The organism is Bradyrhizobium sp. B025 (assembly GCF_042257955.1).
Taxonomy (GTDB): Bacteria; Pseudomonadota; Alphaproteobacteria; order Rhizobiales; family Xanthobacteraceae; genus Bradyrhizobium; species Bradyrhizobium diazoefficiens.
The window spans coordinates 6,956,253-6,968,878 of the sequence record NZ_CP170150.1; the positions used below are offsets into that span (position 1 = coordinate 6,956,253).

12 protein-coding genes are annotated in these 12,626 nt (G+C 67.1%); 7 read left to right on the forward strand and 5 right to left on the reverse strand.

The window, feature by feature from the left end; genetic code table 11:
* Window positions 1-20: 20 nt before the first annotated feature.
* Both ACE10W_RS32770 and ACE10W_RS32775 read left to right on the forward strand, forming a co-directional pair.
* Complete coding sequence (locus tag ACE10W_RS32770) at window positions 21-245, forward strand: hypothetical protein (protein ID WP_028173074.1); 225 nt, start codon at window positions 21-23, stop codon at window positions 243-245.
* Between the two features lie 258 nt (window positions 246-503).
* Window positions 504-779, forward strand: a complete 276-nt coding sequence (locus ACE10W_RS32775; protein WP_370139528.1) for a hypothetical protein — start codon at window positions 504-506, stop codon at window positions 777-779.
* A 47-nt stretch (window positions 780-826) separates the two neighbouring features.
* On the opposite strand, the gene ACE10W_RS32780 is transcribed toward ACE10W_RS32775, so the two are convergent.
* Complete coding sequence (locus ACE10W_RS32780; protein ID WP_304548229.1) at window positions 827-2,452, reverse strand: hypothetical protein; 1,626 nt, start codon at window positions 2,450-2,452, stop codon at window positions 827-829.
* A 37-nt stretch (window positions 2,453-2,489) separates the two neighbouring features.
* Window positions 2,490-3,782 carry an adenylosuccinate synthase gene (locus tag ACE10W_RS32785; RefSeq protein ID WP_028173071.1) on the reverse strand — a complete coding sequence of 431 codons (1,293 nt, stop codon included), beginning with the start codon at window positions 3,780-3,782 and terminating at the stop codon, window positions 2,490-2,492.
* Between the two features lie 360 nt (window positions 3,783-4,142).
* Here ACE10W_RS32785 and mgtA point away from each other — a divergent pair, with 360 nt between their 5' ends.
* The 3 genes from mgtA (at window position 4,143) to ACE10W_RS32800 (ending at window position 9,458) form a co-directional block, all read left to right on the forward strand.
* A complete protein-coding gene (mgtA, locus tag ACE10W_RS32790) occupies window positions 4,143-6,641 on the forward strand; it encodes a magnesium-translocating P-type ATPase (RefSeq protein ID WP_304548230.1) in 2,499 nt (832 codons plus the stop codon).
* Window positions 6,642-6,808: 167 nt separating this feature from the next.
* Window positions 6,809-8,371, forward strand: coding sequence for an NAD(P)/FAD-dependent oxidoreductase (locus ACE10W_RS32795; protein ID WP_304548231.1), 1,563 nt, complete (start codon window positions 6,809-6,811; stop codon window positions 8,369-8,371).
* Window positions 8,372-8,525: 154 nt separating this feature from the next.
* On the forward strand, window positions 8,526-9,458 hold the full coding sequence (locus tag ACE10W_RS32800) for a DMT family transporter (RefSeq protein ID WP_304548232.1): 933 nt from the start codon (window positions 8,526-8,528) through the stop codon (window positions 9,456-9,458).
* Window positions 9,459-9,493: 35 nt separating this feature from the next.
* Here ACE10W_RS32800 and ACE10W_RS32805 read toward each other — a convergent pair whose 3' ends face one another.
* On the reverse strand, window positions 9,494-9,898 hold the full coding sequence (locus ACE10W_RS32805; protein WP_304548233.1) for a VOC family protein: 405 nt from the start codon (window positions 9,896-9,898) through the stop codon (window positions 9,494-9,496).
* 123 nt (window positions 9,899-10,021) lie between these two features.
* A complete protein-coding gene (locus ACE10W_RS32810) occupies window positions 10,022-10,426 on the reverse strand; it encodes a hypothetical protein (protein WP_304548234.1) in 405 nt (134 codons plus the stop codon).
* A gap of 73 nt (window positions 10,427-10,499) precedes the next feature.
* Here ACE10W_RS32810 and ACE10W_RS32815 point away from each other — a divergent pair, with 73 nt between their 5' ends.
* Entirely contained in the window at window positions 10,500-11,132 is a 633-nt protein-coding gene (locus tag ACE10W_RS32815; protein WP_028173067.1) for a TetR/AcrR family transcriptional regulator, read from the forward strand.
* A gap of 46 nt (window positions 11,133-11,178) precedes the next feature.
* Here the strand turns inward: ACE10W_RS32815 and ACE10W_RS32820 are convergent, their stop codons facing one another.
* Window positions 11,179-11,568, reverse strand: coding sequence for a DUF1330 domain-containing protein (locus ACE10W_RS32820; RefSeq protein WP_171463860.1), 390 nt, complete (start codon window positions 11,566-11,568; stop codon window positions 11,179-11,181).
* Between the two features lie 105 nt (window positions 11,569-11,673).
* Here ACE10W_RS32820 and ACE10W_RS32825 point away from each other — a divergent pair, with 105 nt between their 5' ends.
* On the forward strand, window positions 11,674-12,609 hold the full coding sequence (locus ACE10W_RS32825) for a DMT family transporter (protein ID WP_038965523.1): 936 nt from the start codon (window positions 11,674-11,676) through the stop codon (window positions 12,607-12,609).
* Window positions 12,610-12,626 lie beyond the last annotated feature (17 nt).

Genomic DNA, 12,626 nt, shown 5'->3' on the forward strand with positions numbered 1-12,626 from the left:
GCGAACGGAGAGGTGAAGCCATGCTGCGCGACGAACAGCTCTCGATCCTCAGGGACATCAGTCAATCCATTGCCTTTGCCGACGACCGGCAAGGCAAGATGGGACAGTTGATCGCCGACGGCTACGTGATGAAGGACGGCGATCTGTTCGAGCTCACGGCGAAGGGCGTCACCGCAGTCGAGGAACACGCCGCCGCACTTGGCGAGAGCGACGCCACAAGCACGCCATCCTATCGCCTCATCTGACGCAACGCGTCGCTTTCTGCGTGACGTGCGCGCAACAATTGCGAATTCGTTCGCGCGGACCATTGCAGCCATACGACAATGGCGCATACTTGGCTCGGGCGGCGCAGCACTTTTCGATTCGAACATCACGAGAGATCGAGCAACCACATGCGGGATGAGGTTCCCGGCGTGATGGCTGAGACATGCGGCAGGTCAAGCCGCGTGAGGCGCCCCAAAACCAAGCGGCTCAAGCCCACGGAACTCGGGGACACATTCAGCATGACACGCAACCGGACCATCGCAACTCTCTTCGCCCTCGCCACCACCGCCGTCGCATTCCAGACATCGCCCGGCTTCGCCTTCTCGTCCGAAGCGCAGCAGATGTGCTCGGGCGATGCGATGCGGCTGTGCTCCAGTGAAATTCCCGACATCCCGCGGATCACCGCGTGCATGGTGCGGAACAAGGCGCAGGTCAGTCCCGGCTGCCGCGCCGTGATGGACCGCGAGCACGCCGCCGCCGCGGCATCGCGCAAGCGGGAAGCGGCCGCGCAGTAGTCATCCATCCAGGATGTCATTCCGGTTCGGTGCGCAGCACCAGTGGTCTAATCGCCCCACTGCGCGAACGCGTCGTTGAAGGCGCGCTCGCCGGGGGCGCCCTTCTCGATCGCGATGATGGCGCGGCGCTGGTTGGCGTAGACCAGGGGCACGTCGAACCAGGAACGCTCCTTCAGGAGCTGGACGTTGCGGGCGCGGTCGGCGTCGACGTTGGACAGGCCGACCAGGAAGAAGCCGTCGGTGACCTTGACCGCGAGCCCTGCGAGCGGCGTGCCGCGCGCCTGCTCGTTCGACTTCATCAGAATGCCCGGCACGTTGGAGACGCTGCCGCCCGGGAAATCCTGCGGCAGGATGAAGGTCAATTCCGCGGTGTGGCTCGCCGGCAGCGAGGAGTCGGTGTTGCGGCGGAACGACATCGTCATCTTGAACTTGCGGTCGGGAATCTCGATGTCGGCGCGCACGGCGACGTCGGCCTTCTGGTTGCCCGACGCCTTGATCGGCTCGAGCCGCCACACCACCGAGCCGACATATTGCTTGCCCTTCGGATCGGACGGATCCTCGTCATAGAGCACGACCTTCTGCGCCACCGGCGCGACCGGCTGGTCGCTGGCCGAGGGCTGGCCGACGCGATCGGGGATCTTCGGCTTGCTCTGCGGCTGGGACGCATCCTTCGGCGCCTCCACCACCTGGGTCGGCGAGGACTTGAACAGATTGGTCGCGGTCTTGACCAGCGACTCGCGCGCGACGATTGCGACGCCGACCAGGATCAGCACGATGCCAAGGGCGATCGCGCTCTTGAACGGGAAGACGGAGCGGGCGCGCTTGGGCTTCTTGGCGTCGCGGTCGAGGACGGGGATGTGCGGGCGCCCCGACGGCTGCCGCGGCGCATAGCGCTCGGCCTCCTCGACCGACTCGTCATAGGAATAGGGCGCATCGCCCTCGCCGGCGCGGTTCTCCAGGCTCGGCTCCAGCCGGTCGAATTCCGGCGAGGGCGAGGGCACGTTGGCGTAGGTGCGGCGCGCGGCGCGATTGGCCTGCGCGGCGGCGCCGCCGAGATCGTTGACGTCGGCGGTGATGTCGCGGAAGCCGCGCACGCCAGGTGCGGGCGGCAGCGGCGGCGGAGGTCCGATGTCCGGCGGACGGCGCCCACCCGCGCGCTCGCGTCCGGCAGGCGGCGGGACCGGCGGCTCGGGCGGCGGCGGCGCCGGCGGACCGGGCTGGCGCGGCGCATCGAAACGGGGCGCGCGCGGCGGACGCTGGGCCTCGCCCTGGTCATCGACGTTGAAGGACGGGCGGTCGGCGCGCGGCGGCGGCGGTGCCGGACGGGCGCGCGGCGGAGCAGCCGGTGGGGCTGCGGCCGGATTGCCTTCGGTGGCACGGGTGCTGGCGCGGCGGAAGGCATCGCCGCTGCCGCTGCTGCGGGTGCCGCCACCACCGGGGCGCGAGGCCTCGCGGGCACGCTGGGCGGCCTCCGATTCGACCTTGCGGACAGCCTCTTCCAGCGACAGCCGTTCGCGGGTGATCTCGGATTCGGAGAGCGGCGGCTGCACGCTGCGCAGCTGTGCGATCAGCGCCGTGCGCGCCCGCTCATAGAGCGCGCGACGGCTTTCGCCGGGAGCGTTGGGATCCAGGGCGGCAATAGCGCGGGCGATCAGCGGATAGTAATCAGCCATTTCTACTCAACTATACGCGCGTCCCGGTAAGAGATCGTTAAGCCTCAAACGGATTTTGCACCAGGATAGTATCTTCGCGTTCGGGGCTGGTGGAAAGCAGCGCGACCGGGCACCCCACCAATTCCTCGATCCGGCGGACATATTTGATGGCCTGGGCCGGCAGATCGGCCCAGGACCGTGCACTGGCGGTCGGCTCCTTCCAGCCCTCGATGGTCTCGTAGATCGGCTCGACCCGGGCCTGGGCGCCCTCGCCGGCCGGGAAGTGGTCGATCTCCTTGCCGTCAAGCTTGTAGCCGGTGCAGACCTCGATCGAGTCGAAGCCGTCGAGGATGTCGAGCTTGGTCAGCGCGAGGCCATTGATGCCGCAGGTGCGGACCGCCTGGCGGACCAGCACGGCGTCGAACCAGCCGCAGCGGCGGGGCCGCCCGGTATTGGTTCCGAACTCGCGGCCGCGCTCGCCGATCTTGCGGCCGATCTCGTTGTCCTGCTCGGTCGGGAACGGGCCCTGGCCGACGCGGGTCGTATAGGCCTTGCACAGGCCGAGCACGTAGCCGACCGCGCCGGGGCCGAGGCCCGAGCCGGTCGCAGCCTGCGCCGCCACCGTGTTGGACGAGGTGACGTAGGGGTAGGTGCCGTGGTCGACGTCGAGCAGCGCGCCTTGCGCACCCTCGAACAGCATGCGCTTGCCTTCGCGGCGCTTGATGTCGAGCAGCCGCCACACCGTCTCGGCATATGGCAGCAGCTGCGGCGCCAGCGCGGTCAATTCCTTCAGGATATCCTTGCCGTCGAACTCCGGCAGATTGAGGCCGCGGCGCAAGGCGTTGTGGTGAGCCAGCAGCCGGTCGATCTTGTGCGGCAGCGTGTCGAGGTCGGCGAGGTCCATCAGGCGGATGGCGCGGCGGCCGACCTTGTCTTCATAGGCCGGTCCAATGCCGCGGCGCGTGGTGCCGATCGCGGTCGCCGCATTGGCGGATTCGCGGTGCGCGTCGAGCTCGCGGTGCAGCGGCAGGATCAGGGTGACGTTCTCGGCCACGCGCAGATTTTCCGGAGAGACGGCGACGCCCTGCGAGCGCAGCTTGGTGACCTCGTCGAGGAACGCGGTGGGGTCGAACACCACGCCGTTGCCGATCACCGACAGCTTGTGTTCGCGCAGCACGCCCGAGGGCAGCAGCGCGAGCTTGTAGGTCTTGCCGTTGATCACCAGCGTGTGGCCGGCGTTATGGCCGCCCTGGAAACGGACGACGATGTCCGCCTGCTCCGACAACCAGTCGACGATCTTGCCCTTCCCTTCGTCGCCCCACTGGGCGCCGACGACGACAACATTGGCCATTCGCGGGTAATCCCTATTCAATCTGTCTCTAGGAGGCATGATCCTCGCGGAAAACCGGTGCCCACTTTTCCGGGATCATGCCTGCGCCAAGCCCTCTCCGCGGCCCAAGGCCGCTCGCACGCAAGGCAGCCAACCGGATAAAGGAAGCGGCCCCTCTAGGCAAGCAAGAACGGGGCTTTTTCGAGGTCGGAAAGGCACCCCAAGCCTTTGATATAACCTTAAAATCCTGAAAGATTCGCGGCCCCGCGACATCGGAATTGACACGCATCAACCGTTCCGGCCCGCGATTGCGCCAAGGGATGGCTGTCACCTCCACCGCTTACCCTTCCCGGGCCTAGAAGCCTCCATGCCGGATATGCCGTGACCAAGCCACCGAACAGCCAGGCGAGCCAGTTCTGGCGCCTCCCGACGGATGCGCTCTGCACCCAGCTCGGCTGCTCCTTGCAGGGCCTGACCGCGACCGAGGCCGCCAAGCGCCTCGGCCGGTTCGGGCCGAACAGCGATGCACCGCCGCGCATCGAGGGCGCGATGCGCGCGATCCTGCGCCGGCTGCTGGAGCCGCTGTCGCTGATCCTGCTGGTCGCCGGCATCGTCTCGATGCTGACCGGTGACGACATCGGCGGGCTCATCATCGTGCTGATTCTCGCCGGCTCCATCGGGCTCGACACCATCCAGGAGGGCCACGCAGTCCGCGCCGCCGAGATCCTCCGCCGTTCGGTGGCGCTCAAGGCCGAGGTCAGGCGCGACGGCGCCTTCCGCGAGATCGACGTCGACCACGTCGTTCCGGGCGACCTCCTGCGCGTCCGCGCCGGCGACATCATCCCGGCGGATGCGCTGATCCTGGAGAGCACCGCCTTCACGGCCGGGGAGGCCGCGCTCACCGGCGAGCCCTATCCAGTGCAGAAGCGCCCAGGCGCTGCCACCGATCCCGACGACACGTCGAACGCACTGTTCCGCGGCGCCGTGGCGCAAACGGGCGAGGCGATCGCGCTCGTCGTCAGGACCGGCCGCGACACCGTGTTCGGCGCGGCCGCATCCGCGCTCGCCGAGGCGCAGGCTCCCTCCCCGTTCGAGCGCGATTTGCGCGAGTTCGGCCTCGTGATCGCGCGGGCCACGCTCGCGCTGGTGCTGGTCGTGCTCACCGTCCGCGTCGTGTTCGGCCGGCCTGTGCTCGATTCGCTGCTGTTCGCGGTCGCGCTCGCGGTCGGGCTGACGCCGGAGCTGCTGCCGATGATCACCACGGTGACGCTGTCGCGCGGCGCGCTGCGCATGGCCGGCCGCAAGGTGATCGTGAAGCGGCTGGCCGCGATCCACGATCTCGGCGCCATGACCGTCCTGTGTACCGACAAGACGGGCACGCTGACCTCGGCCGAGATCACGCTCGCCGGAAGTCTCGACGGCGAGGGCAAGGACAACGCCCGTGCTGCGCAGCTCGGCGCCATCGCAGCATCGCTCGGCGGCGATCGCGGCTCGCTCGATGCCGCGCTCGTCGCCGGCCGGCCCGACGCCGCGCAGGGCTGGACGCTGGCCGGGCGGCAGGCCTTCGACTTCTCGCGCCGGCTGGGATCGGTGCTCGCGACCGGCCCCGAAGGCACGCTACTCATCGTCAAGGGCGCGCCGGAAGCCGTGCTCACATTGTGCACGATGGACGAGAGCGCGCGCATTGCTGCGCTGGCGCGCGTGCGTGAGCTCGCGAGCGAGGGCCTGCGCACCGTGGCGATCGCCTCGCGGGCGTGGAGCGGCGTGCTGCGCGAGGTCGAGACGGAGGACGAGACCGATCTCGCCTTCGAGGGCTTTTGCGCCTTCGCCGATCCGCCGAAGCCGACGGCCGCGGCCGCAATCGCGCAGCTCGCGGCGCGCGGCGTGGGCCTGAAGATCCTCTCGGGCGACGACCCCGTGGTGGTGAAGCGGCTCGCGAGCCTGGTCGGACTGAACCCCGAGCGCGTACTGTCGGGGACCGACGTTGCGGCGCTCAGCGACGCGGCGCTCGCCGTGCAGGTGCGCTCCACGGACGCGTTCGGCCGCCTCGCGCCGGACCAGAAGTCGCGCATCGTGAGGGCGCTTCAGGCGGGCGGCGAAGTGGTCGGCTTCCTCGGCGACGGCATCAACGACGCACCGGCCCTGAAGGTCGCCGACGTCGGATTGTCGGTCGACGGCGCGACCGGCGTGGCGCAGGCCGCCGCCGACATGATCCTCCTCGCTTCGGATCTCGAGGTCGTCGCCGACGGCGTCGCGGAAGGACGGCGCACCTTCGCCAACATCCTCAAATATGTCCGCATGGGCGCAAGCTCGAATTTCGGCAACATGCTGTCGATGGCGATCGCCTCGATGGTGCTGCCGTTCCTGCCGATGCTGCCGACGCAGATCCTGCTCAACAACCTGCTGTACGATCTCTCGGAGCTCGGCATTCCCTTCGACCGGGTCTCGGCGCAGGCAACGGCGCAGCCGCAGGTGTGGAGCATGTCGAACCTGGCGCGCTTCGCCGCGATCATGGGACCGCTGTCGTCGGTGTTCGACTTCCTGACCTTCGGCGCCCTCATCATGCTGTTTCACGCATCGCCCGGCGAGTTCCGCACCGCCTGGTTCATCGAATCCATGGCGACGCAGATCCTGGTGATCTTCGTCATCCGCACCAACGGCCGACCGTGGCGCAATTGGCCCGATCCAGTGCTGTCGGCCTCGTCGCTGATCGCCTTGCTGGTCGCGATGGTCGTGCCGTTCACCCCGGTCGGCACCTGGTTCGGCTTTGTCGCGCCGCCGCCGTTGATGATGGCCGGCATCGCGCTGCTCGTCGTCGTCTATCTCGCCTGCGCCGAGCTGCTGAAGCCCTTCGCGATCCGCAGCAAACGCAAGCGATAGAGATTTGTGACCGCGATATTTCAGATCATTTCGGACCCGCACAAATTTCCACCGACAGCGATTGACGCAGGTCAATCGCGCCCCCTGCTGCGCGCTCCTAGTATGGAACCGGGAGCCATGGAGGCGGACCAGGCGTCTGCCTCAATGTTGCAGCGAGGTCACCCGAGATGTCACGCAGCTTTGACGCCATCACCATCGGATCGGGGCTCGGCGGCCTGACCGCGGCGGCCCTGCTCGCCCGCGCAGGCCACGAGGTTCTGGTACTCGAGCGCAACCAGAATTTCGGGGGAGCGGCCACGGTCTATCGTCACGGCCAGCTCGCGATCGAGGCCTCGCTGCACGAGATCGACGGCCTGGACGCCTCCGATCCCAAGCTTCCGATCCTGCGCGCGCTCGGCATCGATCGCGATCTGCCCTTCGTGGATGTCGGCGCGCTGCACGAGGTGCGGAGCCCTCTGTTCGAGCGCCCCTTCGTGATGCCGCACGGCCTCGAAGCCGCCTCGGCCGCGGCGAAGGCGCAGTTTCCGGCGCACGCCAAGGGCATCGCCCAATATTTCGAGCGCATCGACGCCGTCCGGCAGGCGGTGGCGCTGATGAGCGAGCATCAGGACGACCGCGACTGGTGGCTCTGGAACGCGCCGACATTGCCGTGGCGCCTGTGGCCGCTGATCCGCGACCGGCACGCGACCTTGAGCGAAGTGCTCACCCGCCTGTTCGGTGACAGCGAGGCGATCAAGCTCGCGCTTGCCTCCAACCTCAGCTACTACACCGACGATCCCGACACGATGCCTTTCATCCAGTTTGCGATTCCGCAGGCCTCCTATCTCGTCGGCGGCGGACACTATGTCCGCGGCGGGTCGCAGGCGCTCAGCGATCGCCTGATCGCGATCATTCGCGACGCGGGCGGTGCGGTAGAGGCGGGACGCGAGGTCGAGACCATTCTGGTCGACGGCGCCCGCGCCCGCGGCGTGCGTCATCGCGCGACGAGGGCCGATGATGTGCGCGAGGAGCTGGCGCCGATTCTGCTCGGCAACGCGGCGCCCTCCGTGCTGGCCTCGATGCTGCCGCAGGACAAGCGCGCCGCGTTCCTGTCGCGCTACGAAGACCGGCAACCATCGATCTCACTTTGGAGCATAGCGATCGGTCTCAGCCGGCCGTCCGGCGATTTCGGCGTCAGGCACTATTCGACCAGCGTGCTGCCGGGGTGGTTGACGAAACTCTCCGGTTTCCGCGAGGCCGGCGCACTGCTGGGCGAGGATCCACCGGCACGTCTCCCCCCCTACGGCTTCGTCGCCTACGATCAGATCGATACGGGCCTGAACGAGAGGCCGCCTTATCTCGGCGCGCTCGTCGGCGTCGACCGGCTCGCGAACTGGACCGGTCTGTCCGCCGAAGCAAAGCGCTCCCGCAAGGAGCGCTGGATGGATCTCGTCATTGCCGATCTCGACCGGAATTATCCCGGAATCGCCGGCGCGATCACGCAGCGCGAGATGTCGACGTCCGAAACCTTCGCGCATTACCTCAACACGCCCGGCGGCGCGATCTACGGCTTCGCACCGCAAACGCGCGGATCCAAGCCAATGCCGGCGACCGCCATCAACGGCCTTTATCTCGCCTCGGCGTTCACGGGCGGCGGCGGCTTTACCGGCGCGATTCTCGGCGGAGGTTGGGCCGCACGGGCAGCGATGCACCCGAATGCGGGGCCAAGCGGCGCACAGGCGGCTTCCTGAAGTTTCGCCGTTCCGCGCGGCGCATGATGGCGATGCATCTGCGCCATTGATATCAGGCATATTTCCGTGTCTTTGGACGGTGCCGGGCTATGAGCCGGCCCGGACATCGCCGGGCCGGGGCTTCGGCGCATGACGCGGGGCCATAACAATCACGATGTCCGCCACGGACCAGACCACGAGCACCGAAACATCCGGTCACAACTGGGTCGCGAACCAGCCTTACCTGCTGCTCAGCATCACCGCGTTGTGCTGGGCCGGCAACGCCATCGTCGGGCGGCTTGCCGCCGGCCACATCCCGCCGGTGACGCTGTCGTTCCTGCGCTGGTCCTTCGCGTTCCTCCTGGTGCTGCCGTTCGCCTGGAAACATCTCGCACAGGACTGGCCGGCGATCCGCGGCAAGCTCGGCCTGATGGTGACGCTCTCGATCACCGGCATCGGCGCCTTCAACACCCTGCAATACTGGGCGCTGGAGCACACCCAGGCGCTCAACACGCTGCTGCTCCAGTCGGCCGCGCCGCTGCTCGTGGCGCTGTGGTCGCTGGCGATCCTCGGCATCAGGCTCACCGCGGCGCAGGCCTTCGGCGTACTGCTGTCGATGTGCGGCGTGCTGACCATCCTGCTGCATGGCGATTTCACCACGCTGTCGAACATCGAGTTCAACAAGGGCGACCTCATCTTCCTCCTCGCGCTGCTGATCTTCGCGCTCTATTCGGTGCTGAGCCTGAAGCGGCCGGCGATGCACGGCCTGTCGTTCCTCGCCTTCACCTTCGGCGCCGGCGCCGCCTGCCTCATTCCGCTGGAGATCTGGGAACTGTCCGCGCGGCCCGTGATGAAGTTCGACGCGCCGAACCTGCTGACCCTGTTCTATGTCGCGGTTTTCCCCTCCACCCTCGCCTATCTCTGCTTCAATCGCGGGGTGCGCCTGATCGGCGCCAACCGCGCCGCGCCGTTCTTCCACGTCGTGCCGGTGTTCGGTTCGATCATGGCGATGGTCTTCCTGGGCGAACGCCCGCAGGCGTTCCACTTCATCGGTTTCGCGCTGGTGCTGTCGGGCGTGTTCGCGGCGTCAAGGAAGCAGGCGAGCTAGCCCGCCTTGTCAGCTCGCCGCGCAGCGTTCTGCGGTCAGGTGCTCGCTGATGGGTTCATCCATACGATTTCCCAAACATAGCCGTCCGGATCTTCAATGTGGCGGTTATACATGAAGCCGAGATCCTGTGCCGGGTTGGGATCGGCGCGACCACCCGCCGCCACCGCGCGAGTCAGCGTTGCATCGACGGCGTCGCGGTCATCGACCGTGAGGGCGATCAAGACCTGACTGTCGCGGCGCGGGTCACCAATCGGGCGTTTGGTGAATTGGCGATAGTGGTCGTGGGTCAGCAGCATCACGCCAATCGCGTCCGTGATCATGAGCGAGGTCGAACTCTCGCCCGAGAACTGAGGGTTCACCGTACCGCCGAGCGCCACATAGAACTCCGTCGATGCGGCGAGATCGCGCACGGGCAGGTTCAGCAGAATCATCCTGGACATTGCTTTTCCTTCTTCAGCGGCGGGATGCCGCGCTATTGCAAAGTTCTGCTTGCGAGAGTGCCTGCCGGCCTCGGGGCCGTTGTGGCGCCTCGCCGTCGGCTGTTACCTTGGATGAACGAGCCCCTAGATGTAGCGCGCCGCGCCCATGCAGAGGGCGGTGATGGCGAGCAGAGCGGCGGCCACGCGCTGGGCGGTCGCGATGCGCGAACGCACATCGGTCGCCTCGCTCGTGCCACGACGCAAGCTCAGCAGCGCACGAGGACCGGTTGCGGCCTGAACGCCGGCTGCGATCAGCGCGCAAACCGCACCAAGCGCGAGCACTTGCTCGGCCGCGCCAAAGCTGCCGGAATGAACGAGATGCCCGAGATAGCCGCCGGTAAGGATCGCAATCATAGCCGCGCCGAGTTGCGGACCGACGAGCTGCTCGCCCCCGGCTGCTCCGGTTCGCGCCAGCGCAAAGCTTGATCCGGCCCAGAACACGGACGACAACACATGAAGCGACAGTGCGATTACGAGGGCAGTCTGCATGGCAAGCTCCAAACCGGCTTCTAAATTGGATATACATTATGTATAATCAATACGTCAAGACAATGGCAGGGCGATGCCGAAGCGCAGCTATGTGAGCTCGGTCCGCGCCTCCGCGGCCGCGGAGACGCGCGAACGCATCATCGCGGCCGGCGCGCGCCTGCTGCGCAAGGATGCGAGCATCGCGAACTTCTCGCTCGACGTGGTGGCGAAGGCGGCCGGCGTCACGCGGCTGACCGTCTACAACCAGTTCGGATCCCGGCGCGGACTGCTGGAGGCCGTGTTCGACGACATCGCACGGCAGGGCGGGCTGTTCGAACTGGCCGACGTGATGGCGTTGCCGGATCCACGCGCCGCGCTCGATCGCGTCGTCGCGATCTTCTGCACCTTCTGGGCGCACGACCCCGCGATCGGCGGCCTCAACCAGGCGATCGCAACCGATCCCGAATTCGGCAATGCGCTGGTCGCGCGCAACGAACGGCGGCGTGAGCTTGTTACGGGACTGGTGACACGCATCACCGAGAGCCGTGCCGCAAAGCGGGCCATGCAGGATGCCGTCGACCTGATCTTCGTACTGACGAGCTATCCGACCTTCGCAGCGCTGAGCCCGCAGCGGTCGACGGAGGAGGTCTGCCGCCTGTTGCAGACGGCGTGCCACGCCGCTGTGGATGCGTCGATGCCGGATGCGCGCGCGGAGCGGAAGAAATAGGCCGGCGGCTCTGCCTTCACGAAAGGCTCACACGCAAGAGCGCGCGCTACTTCATCTTGAACTTGCTGTACGCCTCGCTCGTCGCGATGATGACGTGCTCGGCGCAGCCGTTGACGCGGTGGGGGTCGGCTTCACGCTCGTAGGCCTCCGACGTCATCATGTCGAGAAAGGCTGCGACGGTGGGGTAGTGGACCAGCGCGACGAAATCCCAGTCATTGCCCGGTTGCGGGCCGAGCGCGACCGCCTTGGCCTCGCCGGTCCAGAGCAGCGTGCCACCGCGTGCCTTGATCATGGGAACGGTGATCGCGCTGTAGCGCAAATAGGCGTCCCAGCCCGAACCGTCACCGTCGCGCGAGCGCGCGTGGAAGCGCATCAGGTTCAGCATCACCACCGGCGCATGCCGGTCGAGCCCTTCCAGGCCCTTGATGTTCAACATATTGACCGCCAACGGCACCTCCTCAGGTCATGCGTGCATTGTAGCATTGCGGCGGCGTGACTTGTGTCGCGACGGCAATCCGGCGCAAGGTTGTATCCGACCCCAATGACGACCGCTTCGCCCGCGCCACCAGCCTCGAATCCGGCCAGTTGGCTCAACAACCAGCCCTATCTGCTGCTCAGCCTGAGCTCGTTGTTCTGGGCCGGCAACATCGTGCTCGCGCGCCATGTCGGCGCGCATGTGCCGCCGCTGACGGTGACCACGATCCGCTGGTTCGGCGTGTTCCTCATCCTGCTGCCGTTCGCCTGGCCGCATCTGAAGCGCGACTGGCCGGCTCTGCGCAAGAGCCTGCCCCTGATGCTGTTCCTGTCGCTGGTGGGTTTTGCCTTCAACAACGCGATCTCGTACTGGGCGCTGCAATACACCGAAGCGCTGAACGCGCTGCTGATCCAGTCGGCCGGACCGCTGTTTGTCGCGCTGTGGTCGCTGGCGCTGTTCGGCGTGCGGCTGACGGCTGCGCAGCTGGCCGGCATCGCGATCTCGCTTCTCGGCGTGCTGACCATCATCCTGCGCGGCGATCTCTCCGCCCTTGCCAGCATCAGCTTCAACAGGGGCGACATCATGTTCGCGTCCTCGCTGGTGGCATTCGGACTCTACTCCGCCTTCATCCCGCGCCGGCCGAAGGTCCATCAGCTCTCCTTCCTGTCCTTCACGACCTGCTGTGGCGCGATCATGCTGCTGCCCACCGCCGTCTGGGAGGCCTGGAGCGGCAACGTCATGCAATTCGATGGGGTGACGCTGGCAACGTTCGGCTACATCCTGATCTTCCCCTCGACGCTCGCCTATCTCTTCTTCAACCGCGGCGTGGCGCTGATCGGGCCGAACCGGGCCGCGCCGTTCTTCCATCTCGTGCCGGTGTTCGGCTCGGCGATGGCGATCCTGCTGCTCGGCGAAAAGCTCCAGCCGTTTCACCTGATCGGCTACGCGCTGGTGCTCGCCGGCGTCGTGATCGCCTCGCGCCAGGGCGCGGCGGTGAAATAATTCCGCGACGCGGAGAC

Excerpts from the sequence above, each read along its gene's own strand:
- ACE10W_RS32770 (WP_028173074.1), top strand. The coding sequence starts at position 21 with ATGCTGCGCGACGAACAGCTCTCGATCCTCAGGGACATCAGTCAATCC.
- ACE10W_RS32820 (WP_171463860.1), bottom strand. The coding sequence starts at position 11,568 with ATGTTGAACATCAAGGGCCTGGAAGGGCTCGACCGGCATGCGCCGGTG.
- ACE10W_RS32825 (WP_038965523.1), top strand. The coding sequence starts at position 11,674 with ATGACGACCGCTTCGCCCGCGCCACCAGCCTCGAATCCGGCCAGTTGG.
- ACE10W_RS32785 (WP_028173071.1), bottom strand. The coding sequence starts at position 3,782 with ATGGCCAATGTTGTCGTCGTCGGCGCCCAGTGGGGCGACGAAGGGAAG.
- ACE10W_RS32810 (WP_304548234.1), bottom strand. The coding sequence starts at position 10,426 with ATGCAGACTGCCCTCGTAATCGCACTGTCGCTTCATGTGTTGTCGTCC.
- ACE10W_RS32805 (WP_304548233.1), bottom strand. The coding sequence starts at position 9,898 with ATGTCCAGGATGATTCTGCTGAACCTGCCCGTGCGCGATCTCGCCGCA.
- ACE10W_RS32775 (WP_370139528.1), top strand. The coding sequence starts at position 504 with ATGACACGCAACCGGACCATCGCAACTCTCTTCGCCCTCGCCACCACC.
- ACE10W_RS32795 (WP_304548231.1), top strand. The coding sequence starts at position 6,809 with ATGTCACGCAGCTTTGACGCCATCACCATCGGATCGGGGCTCGGCGGC.
- ACE10W_RS32800 (WP_304548232.1), top strand. The coding sequence starts at position 8,526 with ATGTCCGCCACGGACCAGACCACGAGCACCGAAACATCCGGTCACAAC.
- ACE10W_RS32815 (WP_028173067.1), top strand. The coding sequence starts at position 10,500 with ATGCCGAAGCGCAGCTATGTGAGCTCGGTCCGCGCCTCCGCGGCCGCG.
- ACE10W_RS32780 (WP_304548229.1), bottom strand. The coding sequence starts at position 2,452 with ATGGCTGATTACTATCCGCTGATCGCCCGCGCTATTGCCGCCCTGGAT.